The sequence below is a fragment of the Polaromonas sp. P3_B4 genome (assembly GCF_056402835.1).
Map to the genome: position 1 here is coordinate 1,204,356 of NZ_JBFUGQ010000001.1, position 13,094 is coordinate 1,217,449.

Here is a 13,094-nt window from a genome sequence, read left to right on the forward strand (position 1 = left end):
CACCGCAAAATCACAAAATGCCTTCGATCTGGCGCCATCGCACCTGGGCGCAAGGCGAGTAAAGGCGACGAAAGGACTTTTCCCATGCAAGACCTCAATGACATGCTGTACTTCGCCGAAGTGGTGGAGCGGGGCGGCTTTGCCGCCGCCGGCCGGGCGCTGGGGCTGCCCAAGTCGCGCCTGTCGCGCCGCGTAGCCGAGCTGGAGGCGCGGCTGGGCGCGCGGCTGCTGCAGCGCACCACCCGCAAGCTTTCACTGACCGAGGTCGGAGAGATTTACCTGCGCCACTGCAGCGCCATGCGCGACGAGGCGCTGGCCGCATCGGAAGCCGTGGCGCAAATGCAGGTCGAGCCGCGCGGCACGCTGCGCATCACCTGCCCGGTGACGCTGGCACAAAGCACGGTGGGCTACCTGGTGCCGCGCTACATGGCGCTTCACCCCCACGTGAAAGTCGACATGCGCGTGACCAACCGGGTGATTGACCTGGTGGAAGAGGGCATCGACATTGCCCTGCGCGTGCGGCCCACGCTGGAAGACAGCGGCAGCCTGATCGTGAAAAACCTGGGCTCCGGCTCCGGGCGCCTGCTGGCCAGCCCGGATTTGCTGAGGCGCCAGGGCACGCCTGAAAAACCGGAAGACCTGCACAAGCTCGACACCGTCGCCATGTCCTGGGTGGACGGCCGGGCGTCGTGGACGCTGATGGGCCCCGACGGAAAAGAGTTTGTGCTGCAGCACCAGCCGCGTTATGTGGCCGACGACCTGCAAACCCTGAAGCTGGCCGTGCTGGCCGGCACCGGCATGAGTTTTTTGCCCGAATCCCTGAGCGCGGTAGAGCAGCAGGCGCAATTGCTGGTGCCCGTGCTGCCAGGCTGGGCGCTTCGCCCCGGCGTGGCGCATGCGGTGTTCACTTCGCGGCGTGGGCAGATTCCGGCGGTGCGGAGCTTTCTGGACTTTCTGGGGGAGCGGATGCGGGGTGAAGAGCTGGTTTGATGGCCTGGCCTGGCGGATTAGCCGGCCGCGAGTGCAAGTAAGGCGCTATGAATTTAATAGCTGCTTGCGCTTGTCCTTATTGGGCTGAAGGCAGTTTTGATAGTCAGAAAAGCTGTCAAAACGGCAAAAAACAGGCGATTTGGGACCTGCGGGTGCAGGTTGAGGCCGGAAATAGTGCCCCGAAAGCTTGTTTATTCATGAGAAAAATGGCTGCAAGCCAACAGGGATAAGCGCCAGCAGCTACAAAAATAATAGCGCCCGGGCCCGCCGGGAATCACGGCCGACGGCAACCGGGCGGAAGCCGTCGGGCGATTTCAGCGAGCAATGTGATTCAACGCTATTTACTGCCAGTTGGCAGCAATCACCGGCGCCAGGCTGCTCTGGTAGCTGGTTGGCAAAGTGGTCTCACCTGCTGCCGGCGGGCTGAACGATGCCATGGCTTGCACGAGGTTTTGCACCTGGGTGTTGAGCAAGGCATGCCCATCGCTCACCTGAAAGACTTCGATCTGGTTAAACACGCTGGCGTACCAGTCTTTCACCGTGATCTTGTCTGTCGTACCGATGACTGACACCTCGAGGTCGTTTCCGGTTTGTCGGAACCAGAGCTGGTCATCTGTGATGCCGCTGCCGAAAACCACATTGTCCTGGTAGCCTGGGTTGTTGGGGTTGGCCAGGTATTGGTTAGGCGCAGCCGCATTGGGGTAGAACCGCACGTCGTCCGTAAGGGTGTCGCTCCCGTCGCCGAGGTTGAAGATATACGTGTCTTTCGCATAGCTGCCTATCAGCGTGTCGTCTCCAGTACCACCTTCGTAGATGTTGTTGTTCTTGACACCGTCGTAATGTGGAACAGTCAGCAAGTCATTACCTGCGCCACCCCGCAAATATCCTTCGGAACCCATGGCTGTGAGCACATCGTCATGCCGGCTGCCTTGTAGCGTTCCAGTCCCTGCCAGATTGAGTCCAAGGCCCTCCAATACGTTCAGCGCAAAACCAATATGGGTCGATGCGCCCGAGGTGTCGGTTGCAAAGACCTTCAAGGACAGGGCCCCGATGTCGCCCATTCCAGGCGTGCCGGTAAAAGTACGGTTAGCGGCATTAAAGCTCAGCCAGCTTGGCAGCGCCGTGCCGTCCGCCAAGGCTGCACTGTAGACAAGCGCATCACCGTCAAAATCACGGAAAGCATTTTGGGGTACCGCCAGGCTCCAGGCTGCGTCTTCCCGGGCCTGCTGCGCTGATATGGACTGAAGGGCCCACGGCGCATCGTTGCCCGCTGACACCGAGCCGCCATGGGTCTGGATTTGCTCCACATCTGTCGCAGACCAGCTGCTGCCGTCGGCAAACTCAATTTTCTCCAGCTTGTTGAAGATGGTGCCGTCATACCAGTTCTTGACGGCAATGCTGTCTGCTCCATTATTGAGCGTGAAGACAGCGTCATTGCCGGTGCGCGAGACGGTTACGTCTTGCTGGGCAATGCCTGCACCGAACACCAGCGTATCCCGGTAGCCTTCGTCGTCCGGATGCGCAGCGAAATAATCTGGCGCAGCCGCATTGGGGTAAAAGCGCACATCATCGGTGATGCTATCGTGGCCATCACCCAGGTTGAAAACGTAGGTGTCGCCTGCATAGCTGCCAATGAGCGTATCGTCGCCTGTGCCGCCTTCATAGGTATTGGCAGCAATCGCGCCGCTGTAGTGCGGCACGGTCAGCAAGTCGTTGCCGGCACCGCCGATCAGGTGTCCCAAGGCACCCGTGCCGGTCAGTACGTCGTCGTACTGTGACCCCTGCAAAGTGCCGGTTCCCGTCAGGGTCAGGCCGGACATACTGGCCATATAGGCAGAATCCCAGACCGTGCCATCGGCGAACGCGACCTGCTCGATCTGGTAGCCGGTATCGGCAAACCAGCCTGTCACCGTAATCTTGTCGGTGCCGTTGGCATGGCGGAAGATCATGTCATTGCCTGACCTACCCAAGCTGATATCACTAACCAGAATGCCAGCGCCGAACACCAGCGTGTCGGTCGGCCTGAAGTTGGACTGGTTCTCGGTGATGGTGTCCTGCCCGTCGCCCAGGTTGAACTTGTAGGTGTCTGTAAAGCACGTGCCGGTGATGGTGTCGTCGCCTGTGCCGCCCTCAAACACGTTGTTGTTCGGGCCGTAGTAAAAAGCGCTCAGCGTGTCATTACCGGCGCCGCCAATCAAGGTATTGGACGTGGAACTCTGCTCGCCATAAAGCACGTCGTCGCCGTCGCCGCCGTCGAGGATGTTTACACCTGCGCCTCCGCGGATGTCGTCGTTGCCGGCGCCACCATGAATGATGTCGTTCATGACAGTTCCGGTCATCACATCGTTACCGGCCGTACCGGTAACTTCCAGCCCGGCCGAGGTCAGGGCCGGCTCCAGCCACACAGTGCCGTCAGCAAACTCGACCCGCTCGATCTGGTAGCCCGAATCGGCATACCAACCCTTGACGGTGATCTTGTCGGTGCCATTAGCGTGGCTGAACACCATGTCGTTGCCCACGCGAACGAAGCTGATGTCTGCAACCAGAATATCTGCGCCAAACACCAGCGTGTCAGTCGGCCTGAAGTTGGACTGGTTCTCGGTGATGGTGTCCTGCCCGTCGCCCAGGTTGAACTTGTAGGTGTCTGTAAAGCACGTACCGCTGATGGTGTCGTCGCCTGTGCCACCCTCAAACACGTTGTTGTTCGGGCCGTAGTAGAAGGCACTCAAGGTGTCATTGCCTGCGCCGCCAATCAGGGTGTTGGAGGTTGAGCTTTGCTCGCCATACAGCACGTCGTCGCCGTCGCCCCCGTCCAGGATGTTCACGCCTGCGCCCCCGCGGATGTCGTCGTTGCCGGCGCTACCGTGAATGATGTCGTTCATGACCGTGCCGGTCATCACATCGTTACCGGCCGTACCGGTAACTTCCAGCCCGGCCGAGGTCAGGGCCGGCTCCAGCCACACAGTACCGTCAGCAAACTCGACCCGCTCGATCTGGTAACCCGAATCGGCATACCAACCCTTGACGGTGATCTTGTCGGTGCCATTGGCGTGGGCAAAGACCATGTCGTTGCCCACGCGAACAAAGCTGATGTCTGCAACCAGAATATCTGCGCCAAACACCAGCGTGTCAGTCGGCCTGAAGTTGGACTGGTTCTCGGTGATGGTGTCCTGCCCATCGCCCAGGTTGAACTTGTAGGTGTCTGTAAAGCACGTACCGCTGATGGTGTCGTCGCCTGTACCGCCCTCAAACACGTTGTTGTTCGGGCCGTAGTAGAAGGCACTCAAGGTGTCATTGCCTGCGCCGCCAATCAGGGTGTTGGAGGTGGAGCTTTGCTCGCCGTACAGCACGTCATCGCCGTCACCGCCGTCGAGGATGTTCACGCCTGCGCCCCCGCGGATGTCGTCGTTGCCGGCGCCACCGTGAAGAATGTCATCCATGACCGTGCCGGTCATGACGTCGTCACCGGTGGTGCCGGTCACGATGAGTCCCGCAGTCGTCAGGTCGGCCGAATTCCAGATTGTTCCATCCGAAAATTCGACCCGTTCGATTTGGTAACCGGAATTGGCAAACCAGCCGATGACCGTAATCTTGTCGGTGCCATTGACATGGGCAAAGACCATGTCGTTACCTACCCGGTAGCTGCTGATGTCGCCAGCCTGTATGTTGGCGCCAAAGACCAGCTTGTCGATTGGTGTGGGGCCCGTCGACTGGTTCTCGGTGATGGTGTCTTGGCCATCACCCAGATTGAATTTGTAGGTGTCCACAAAGCAGCCGCCAGTGATGGTGTCGTTGCCCGTACCGCCCTCAAATACATTGTTGCCGGGGCCATAGTAGAAGACACTCATCGTGTCATTCCCCGCACCGCCAATCAGGGTGTTGGATGTGGAGTTTTGCTCTCCGTACAGCACGTCGTCGCCATCACCACCGTCCAGAATGTTTGTGCCGGCAGCACCGGTAATGGTGTCGTTACCGCCCATGCCAAGCAAGGTATCGCCCATGGGGGTGCCGGTCATGACGTCGTCGCCGGCCGTGCCGGTGACGATCAGGCCTGCAACCGTCAGGTCAGCCGAGTTCCACACCGTCCCGTCAGCAAACTCGACCCGCTCGATCTGGTAGCCGATGTCGGCAAACCAGCCTGTCACCGTAATCTTGTCGGTGCCATTGACATGGGCAAAGACCATGTCGTTGCCCACCCGGTAGCTGCTGATGTCGCTGACCAGTATGCCTGCACCAAAGATCAACTTGTCGACTGGCGTTGGGCTGATTGACTGATTTTCCTGGATGGTGTCGTGGCCGTCGCCCAGGTTGAATTTGTAGGTGTCTGTAAAGCACGTGCCGACGATGTTGTCATCACCGGTTCCGCCTTCAAACACGTTGTTGTTCGGGCCATAGTAAAACGCGCTCAGCGTGTCATTACCGGCACCGCCGATCAGGGTGTTGGAGGTAGAGGTTTGGTCGGCGTACAGCACGTCGTCACCGTCACCGCCATCCAGCAGGTTAACGCCCGCACCGCCATTGATGGTGTCATTGCCGGCGCCGCCATACAACTCGTCGTTGCCACCGCCGCCAGAAATCACGTTGGCGCCGGCACTGCCAACCACCGCCCAGTTTGCGTTGTCCTGCACCGCGTGGTTGGTATCGCCGCTTCCCAGTACGGCAACATGCTCCGCCGCAAGCATGGCCTGAATTTCAGGCGTGCTGGTGTTGTTTTCAAGAATGCTCTGAAGCGTGAAATAAGGTTCCCAGCCCACTGCTTTAACCGTGGCGGAGGCGTACTTGTGCAACTCAACCAGGTCGATGGCTGTGTTGTACGTGTCACTCACAGCCCGGGTGTTGGCCATGGCCTGCGCAGCGGTGGTATCGAAATGAACGCCGGTCTCATCAATCGCCAGCTCAATGCTGTCGAGGTAGGGCTTCAACCGCGTCTGAACAACAAGTGCGGAGTACACACTTTCTTTCAATGCGTCGTAGGCCTGCTGAAGCAACGCGACCTGCTGGGCTGGGGGGCTGACGATATAGGTATAGGTGATGTTGCCTGTGCTGGGTTCCGTCACAGCTTGGATCGCGTAGCCTGCGGGCCTTGGCCCGCCGTTCTGGTCACCATAGAAACGGCTACCGTTAAATTTTTCAAGCACCTCGATCATGGTGATGAAATGCGCTACCGACACGCCTGCAGGCATGGTGTAGACGATGTTGACTCCACCGGTGCTCAACATGCTCGGCGCGAAACTCGACGTTTCAGACCACTTCTTGATCAACTCATCAAGCTGCCCGCGCTGCCCAGTACGCGTGGTAGTTTCTGCATAGGTTTGCAACGCTGTCGCAAAATCACCGTCAATGCTGGCTGCGGCTTGCATGTTGCGCACCATTCCAGAACCATTCATCTGCGGCAATGCCCGGGCTTGCTCGGTGATGGGAACGGGGTTGCCGGCTTCGTCCACCACTTCGGGTGGGAACTCGGTGAAGAAGTTATTGGTCTCGAGGTCGATCGCACCGACGGTATGCGTCTGGCCATTCTGGGTAAAGGTGGCGCTCAGGGCCACGGTGTTGTTGTTAATCACTTGCCCCGCTTGTGGGCCGGCGCTGCTGCCGTTGACCCCAATGCTGGTGATGTTGAGCTCGGTCAGGGTTTTGAGCTCGCCGCTTTGGGTAATGCCGTCCTGGTTGGCGTCCTGCCAAATCTTGAGTTCGCCAAATGCAGCATCTGCACTGGTGATAAAGCCATCGCCGTTGGCGTCCAGGTCACGCAAGGCATCGAAGCCGTCAGTGGCCAGTGTGTTGTTGCTCTTGATGGTGTCTACGCCAAAGAGCTCCCGGCCAGTGTCTATGGTACCGTTGCCGTTGAGGTCACGCACGAGGAGACCGTCGTCTGGCCGGGCCCAGCCGGTGCCGGTTTTTATGCCGTCGGCGTTGTGGTCGAAGAGAGTGGAACCGCTGGCGGCTGAGAGTTCTAGGCCGTCGCCGTCCAGGTCCAGAACTAAGGGGTCACGGCGGATGATTAGGTTGCGGGCCGATAGAAAAAACGTATTCAATTCGGATGACAAGTCTTTCAACGAAGAAAGCATCCAGTCCGCAAGGGAATAATCCGGTGAAGAGTAAAGCTTTCCTGCTGCGTCATAAACCCATTTTTCAGTGGAGCCGTCAGAATGCTCAATGGTGTATTGGCTACTACCGTCGGCGAAATACTCCTCGGTTTCGGTATATCCCAGTACGTTGGGATAAGTCGTATTCAACTGGGTGCGTAGCGCCTGAACCTCATCGATATCTAACGCTAACCTGGTTTTTACTTCACTCAAAAAGCTGTCGATATATCGTCGACTGTCATAGCCGGCCATGACGTTGCGTGATTCATCAATAAGCTGGGCATCCGTTTTACCTGACGCTTCCAACTCCGCGAATTTTCGGTACAACTCATTTGTAGCTAGCAGGCGCTGTGCTTGCCCTGCGTACTCAGTAGGCAGCTCCTTCAAGGCCCTGTAGCCTGCTAGGCGGCTTGCTGTTTCATCATCGAGCATTGCTTTTAGGAATTCATCCGCTCGGATAGACAAAGAATTGGAGGGGTTTTGCAGCATTCGATAGGCGTCGTCTCGATCACGTTTCAACTCATGGTGTCGAAACTCATGAGCGATGTCGTCAATCGCCTGAGGTAGCTGGGAGTAGCGCTGTAGATACTGAGCCTGTATGACCATGCTATTGTTGTTGTCGTAAAAAGCATGCGCGCCGGCGGGAATCACCTCGCCTGGAACAGGTAATCGAATAGTAGCCGTTCCGGCATTGAGTTCCTGGCGCAACCCTTCAAGCGATGTCATGGCGGGGTTGTTCAATAGTCCCTCAAGCTGCATTACAAAGAAGGCGGGTACGCCGCTGCTGGAGGCGCGCAGGTTGGCTAGTGCATTGGCATTGAGCGTCGTCATTTGGCGCCTTTCTCAGAAAATCTTTGGCTTGAAATTGAAAGAACTTTCACGCAACGCGCGTCGATAAGCTGCCCATCAACCACATTGGTGTCCACATAGATGTGGAACCCTTTGTTGGAGAAGTACAGACCTGACTTGGCACGGGCGAACATTTCCCACTCGTACTTGGGCGGGTAATGAGTGGTGTTATGTGGTCCTCCATCCATTCCGGAAAAATCAGCACCGAAGTAGATGGCCAACTCGTAGGGATCTAGACAGAATTTTTGGGTTTCAAAGGGAATATCCAGGACGTAGCTGTATGCTTTGGGGCGGCTACTGTATCGAAACGATTTCCACAATAGAGGACCACCTTTGCGTGGGTCGCCGAAGCGAAACTCTGTATCAATGGGCCACGGCGGGCTCACTGAAAGCCCGCGGATACGCCAAGCTGCGGCATAGACGTCTGGAATTCCTTTTGCAAGAGTGAGCGGTACCAGTTCAGCACCAAGCACGCGCCCAATCTCAGCAATACTTGGTAGATCTTCCGCTTGACGGCGTTCTGCACCAAAAAGCGCAATGGCGCCCTCGACGGTTTGTCGAACTTCCGGTTGCCATGTTTTGGCAATATCAGGATTAGCGGGAGGTAAGGGCGTGCCCGCCGGTGGCCGACTCTTGGTTGGGGGCGTTAGTTGCTGAGCGTCCACCGCAAAGACCGGAGCGACCAAAGAGACCAAGATGCTAAAGGTTAGCCACATGGGCAGTTGCCTAAGCAACAAGAGATTTGATATGGATTTGTTCATTATTTCTCCCCGTGATTTATTGGTATTAAACGGTAACTCTTAAAGGTTGATCATGCACATACCTGAAATTTGAATTCTTTTACGGTGTCACACCTATTGACCTCCATTCCTCTGCGGCAACGTCTACGATTGAATCAACACTAGCCGTATCGACGCGAATAGACTCTTGGGAAACTCATTCTCCAAATCTATTACTTCAAAATAACAACACCGATAACTGGACAGATTGCTATGTACCCCGCGCCGACCATCGTGATGGGCTGAAGGTAGCGATAGCACGCCACAAGCCAGAAACGATCAGGGCGTTGCGCGGCCTCTAACAAACGTTCATCGTTTGTCGGCGAGCCAGGCGAGTCTTTATTTGGTGTGCTTCCGGTTGCAAACCAGAATGCCAAATTTGCGATCGCAGCAACACCAATGGTGGCAAGCATTGGAAAAAATATTAGAGGAAATACGATCATTTCGTCATGAACTCCATTTAGTGAAACGACATATCCCAATACACATAGGCCAACAATCACTCCGGCTGGTATGCCCAATATTTTTGGCTTCTTCTTTTTAATGCCGATTGTCATTGCGGAGTTCTTCGTAATTTTTAGATGTGAATCGCTGAAATCTGCCCCTAGTGTGGAGCGCTCCACCGGACTGAAACCGCGTCGGCTGTCACGTGATTAACTTGGGCTTGCACGGTGCCATAGCGGGTGTAGAGAAAGGTTTTGAGTTTGACCTCGGCTGTGGTAAAGCAACTTGCCATCCACACCACAGGCGGCGGCGTCACCGAAGCACAAGCTTTTATGATCGTCGTGCCTGAGGACGCACAGGTCACGGCCGAAGTCACGCTGGAAGACAAGGGCATCGGCTTTGTGAATGTCGGCAACGGCCCAGCGTCCATGCGCTCATGGGTTTTGTCTTGCGTGGCATGGCCGGAGATATAGCCCTGGCCCACGAGTTTTCTAAAGTTTGTCTCACGCGCCGCGGCGATGGGCACGATGGTTTCGAGTTTGGTTACGGTGGTGAAAGCCATCACCCAAGCCGAAAACCCGGATTGGCCGAGTAGATGGTCCCCCGATGAAAACGGGCGAACGGGCGTAGGGCAAGCAAACCGAAGGCTGCAGCGCAAGTAGACACATTGGCGACACAAACAGCGGCAATACAACTTGTCTTATTGGTTCTTTGTGCGCGCGCTGGCGTCTCCTTCGCCACAGCTGCTTCTGCCTGAGTCATACACTCCCTGCCCATTCGTTATTTATTGGTAGCCACTGCCAGTTTATGTTGAACGGCTCCGGCAAACCAAATTAAATCGCACTCGTCGTCTGGCCGCCACAAGTCGTTTTCATTAGTTAGCGCAGAGGAAGTTCAGCAAACGTTTTAATCAAGCGGCTTGGTGCGGACCGGGCAGAGGTAACCTACACGCGATAGTGAAAATTCACCTACGGCACAACAACTGAACATGAACAGCCCACACCGCGGCCGCTTAGAGCAGACGGCGCCTTTTCGAGAGAATTGAGCGCAGAAGCAAATGGCGTCCATCGTTAGGTCGCCACAAAATCTTTCATCACCTTGTTGAGTTGCGCTGAAGTCTGACCCGAGGGGATCACTCCATCTCTACGTTACTTACAACCAGTCGTGGGCAGATGCCTCAATGCCCATTCTTAACGCTGGCGGGACCGGTAGTCAGCCACTGAAAGCCCAATTCTTCATGAGAAATATGCCTGCAAGCCAATTGGGGAAAGCGCGAGAAGCTATAAAAACAGGAGCGCTTGCGCTGACCCGTTGCTTGTCACATCGCCGCGGCTAGCCAGTTCAAGCCGCCAAACTCAACACCGTCTTGACCAGCGCCTGCGCACGCGGCACCAGCGTATCGAGGCAGCAGTATTCGCCATCGGTATGCGCTTTCGCGCCCACCGGGCCAACGCCGCACAGCGTAGGAATGCCCAGCGAGGCGGTGAAGCCCGCGTCGGAGCAACCGCCCGTGGCTTCTCCGGCAACGTCGAAACCGACCTGCGCCGCACTCGTTTTGTAGCGCTGCATCAGGTCGCTGCTGGCTTCGGGCTCCAGGGGCAGCGACTCCGACATTTGTGTGATGCGAATGGTGGTGCCCGGCACACCGGGCGTGGCGGCCAGGGCGTGGATGCTGGCGAACACCGCCTGGCGCTCGGGCAGGGTGCGAAAGCGCACGTCCAGCTTGGCCTGCGCGGCGGGCGCCACGGTGTTGGTCGACATGCCGCCGCTGATCAGGCCGACATTGGTGGTGATGCCGCAGCTGTAATCTGTCAAGGCATGCAAGGCGGTGACCAGTTGCGCCAGGGCGCCGATGGCGCTGGCGCCGTCGGCGTGGTTCATGCCCGAGTGGGCGGCGCGGCCGGTGACTTCAATCAAAAAGGTGGCGCCGCCCTTGCGCTCGGTGACCAGGTTGCCGCTGACGCGGCCGGGTTCGGAGTTGAAGACTGCCCGCGCACCCCGCGCATGGGTTTCGATGGCGATGCGGCCGTTTTGCGAGCCGATTTCTTCGTCGGCCGTGAAAAGGCCCAGCACAGGGAATGGCAGCGGCGGCAGCTTCTGCAGCGCCATCATCACAAAGCATTGCAGCACCAGGCCGGACTTCATGTCGGACACGCCGGGGCCGTAGCCGCGCTCGCCGTCCACGCGCCAGGGGCGCTGGGCCACGGTGCCGGTGGGGAACACGGTGTCGCGGTGGCCCATTAACACCACCGGCGCTGCCGCTGCTTGCGCGCCCGGCAGTCGGGCCAGCAGCACGTCACCCTTGGCGACATCACCGCGGTGTTCGGCGCTGATGCCCGCGGTTTGCAGCCAGCCTGCCATGGCCTGGGCCACGCGGTCGGTGCCCGGCTTGTCGTGGCTGCTGGAGTCGATGTCGACCAGCGTGGCCAGGGCCGCCTGCATGGCGGGGCGCTGGCCGGCCAGCCATTCGGTGGCGGCGCAGCCTGGCGCTTGTACGGCGGTCATCGCGGTGATCATCGCGGCACTCATGCGCATTCCTCCATCACGCCGGCGCCTTCTTCGGCCAGGTCCCAGAACATGCCGGCCATGATCTGCAGCGACTCACGGGTGGTGTCCACCAGGATGTGTTCATTGGGGGCGTGCTGGGAGCAGGCGGGGTACGAATGCGGCACCCACAGCGTGGGCAGGCCCAGCGTTTCAGAAAACACGTCGTTCGGCAGCGAGCCGCCGAGGTTGGGCAGCAGGGCCGGGCGGCGGCCGGTGCTGCGCTCGATGGAAGCCATGCCCCAGCGCACCCAGGCGTTGTCGGGGTCGAGGCGGGTGGCGGCCATGTTCACGTCGGTGCCGCGCACTTCCACATCGTCAAAGCCGTGGGCCAGCAGGTGCTTGCGGATGTGCGCCAGAAAACTCGCCGGGTCGCTGCCCACCACATAACGCATGTGGCAGTGCGCGCGTGCCTCGGCCGGAATGGCATGCACTGGCATGGCCGGGTTGCCGGTGGTAAAGGCCAGCACCTCCAGGCTGTTCCAGCCGATCACGCGCTCGGCCGGCGAGAGGCCCGGCTCGCCCCAGTCGGGATCGATCTCGGGATCGTTCGGGCCGCCGCCGACCTCGATGTCCTGCAGCGCGGTGCGCACGCTGGCCGGAATGGCGGTGGGCAGCAGGCCGGGCACCAGGATGCGGCCGCGCGCGTCCACCAGGCTGGCAATCGCATGGGCCAAGCGGATGCCGGGGTTGCGCAAAAGGCCGCCCCAGTTGCCCGAATGGTGGCCGCCGTCGCGCAGCTTGAGGTGCAGGTCGAAGTTGAAAACGCCGCGCGAGCCGAGAAACAGCGTGGCGCGCGAAGCCGACACACGCGGGCCGTCGGAGGCCAGGAACAGGTCGGCCGCCAGCGCATCGCGGTGCAGGGCACACACTTCGTTCAGGCCGGGCGAGCCGTCTTCTTCACCCATTTCCAGGATGATTTTCACGTTGTAGCCCAGGCGCCCGCTGCGCACGGCCAGCACCTGTTCCAGCGCGGTCAGGTTGATGGTGTGCTGCCCCTTGTTGTCGGCGGTGCCGCGGCCGTACCAGCGGTTGCCGTCCACCACGATCTTCCAGGGGCTCAGGCCTTCACGCCACTGGGCGTCGTAGCCGCGCACCACGTCGCCATGGCCGTAGGTCAGCACGGTGAAAGCGGCGCCGGGCTCGATGCGCTCGGCCAGCAGGAAAGGGCTTTTGCCCGGCACCGGGTTGTCGACGATGCGGCAGGCAAAACCCAGCTCCTTGAGCTTGGGCGTGATTTCGTCCTGTAGATAGGCGTGCAGGATGGGGCCGCTGGCAGCGTCCTGGCTTTCGGTTTTGTAGGCAACACGGCGGTCCAGCGTTTGCTGGAAACGCCCGTCGTCGAAACAGGCGAGGGTCTGGGCCACGGCTTGGGTACGGCTCATGAGAGGTCCTTGAAATT

At 58.8% G+C, this 13,094-nt stretch carries 7 protein-coding genes; 1 reads left to right on the plus strand and 6 read right to left on the minus strand.

What is annotated here, in order from left to right:
- The first annotated feature begins 84 nt into the window (after positions 1 to 84).
- Positions 85 to 990, plus strand: coding sequence for a LysR substrate-binding domain-containing protein (locus tag AC1DVV_RS05930; RefSeq protein WP_477702712.1), 906 nt, complete (start codon positions 85 to 87; stop codon positions 988 to 990).
- A 341-nt stretch (positions 991 to 1,331) separates the two neighbouring features.
- On the opposite strand, the gene AC1DVV_RS05935 is transcribed toward AC1DVV_RS05930, so the two are convergent.
- From AC1DVV_RS05935 to AC1DVV_RS05960, 6 genes are all read right to left on the minus strand, one after another.
- Positions 1,332 to 7,037: a calcium-binding protein gene (locus AC1DVV_RS05935; protein WP_477707134.1), complete on the minus strand. Its 5,706-nt coding sequence runs from the start codon at positions 7,035 to 7,037 to the stop codon at positions 1,332 to 1,334.
- A gap of 866 nt (positions 7,038 to 7,903) precedes the next feature.
- Positions 7,904 to 8,686, minus strand: a complete 783-nt coding sequence (locus AC1DVV_RS05940) for a hypothetical protein (RefSeq protein WP_477667311.1) — start codon at positions 8,684 to 8,686, stop codon at positions 7,904 to 7,906.
- Positions 8,687 to 8,877: 191 nt separating this feature from the next.
- Positions 8,878 to 9,261 (minus strand): hypothetical protein, encoded by a 384-nt coding sequence (locus AC1DVV_RS05945; RefSeq protein WP_477667312.1) that lies wholly within the window; start codon positions 9,259 to 9,261, stop codon positions 8,878 to 8,880.
- A gap of 47 nt (positions 9,262 to 9,308) precedes the next feature.
- Complete coding sequence (locus AC1DVV_RS05950; protein WP_477667313.1) at positions 9,309 to 9,710, minus strand: hypothetical protein; 402 nt, start codon at positions 9,708 to 9,710, stop codon at positions 9,309 to 9,311.
- Between the two features lie 779 nt (positions 9,711 to 10,489).
- A complete protein-coding gene (locus AC1DVV_RS05955) occupies positions 10,490 to 11,677 on the minus strand; it encodes a M20 family metallopeptidase (RefSeq protein WP_477707135.1) in 1,188 nt (395 codons plus the stop codon).
- A complete protein-coding gene (locus AC1DVV_RS05960; protein ID WP_477667315.1) occupies positions 11,674 to 13,077 on the minus strand; it encodes a M20 family metallopeptidase in 1,404 nt (467 codons plus the stop codon). Before AC1DVV_RS05960 ends, AC1DVV_RS05955 begins: the two co-directional genes overlap by 4 nt.
- Between the last annotated feature and the right edge of the window lie 17 nt (positions 13,078 to 13,094).

Excerpts from the sequence above, each read along its gene's own strand:
- AC1DVV_RS05930 (WP_477702712.1), top strand. The coding sequence starts at position 85 with ATGCAAGACCTCAATGACATGCTGTACTTCGCCGAAGTGGTGGAGCGG.
- AC1DVV_RS05940 (WP_477667311.1), bottom strand. The coding sequence starts at position 8,686 with ATGAACAAATCCATATCAAATCTCTTGTTGCTTAGGCAACTGCCCATG.
- AC1DVV_RS05945 (WP_477667312.1), bottom strand. The coding sequence starts at position 9,261 with ATGACAATCGGCATTAAAAAGAAGAAGCCAAAAATATTGGGCATACCA.
- AC1DVV_RS05950 (WP_477667313.1), bottom strand. The coding sequence starts at position 9,710 with ATGGCTTTCACCACCGTAACCAAACTCGAAACCATCGTGCCCATCGCC.
- AC1DVV_RS05955 (WP_477707135.1), bottom strand. The coding sequence starts at position 11,677 with ATGAGTGCCGCGATGATCACCGCGATGACCGCCGTACAAGCGCCAGGC.
- AC1DVV_RS05960 (WP_477667315.1), bottom strand. The coding sequence starts at position 13,077 with ATGAGCCGTACCCAAGCCGTGGCCCAGACCCTCGCCTGTTTCGACGAC.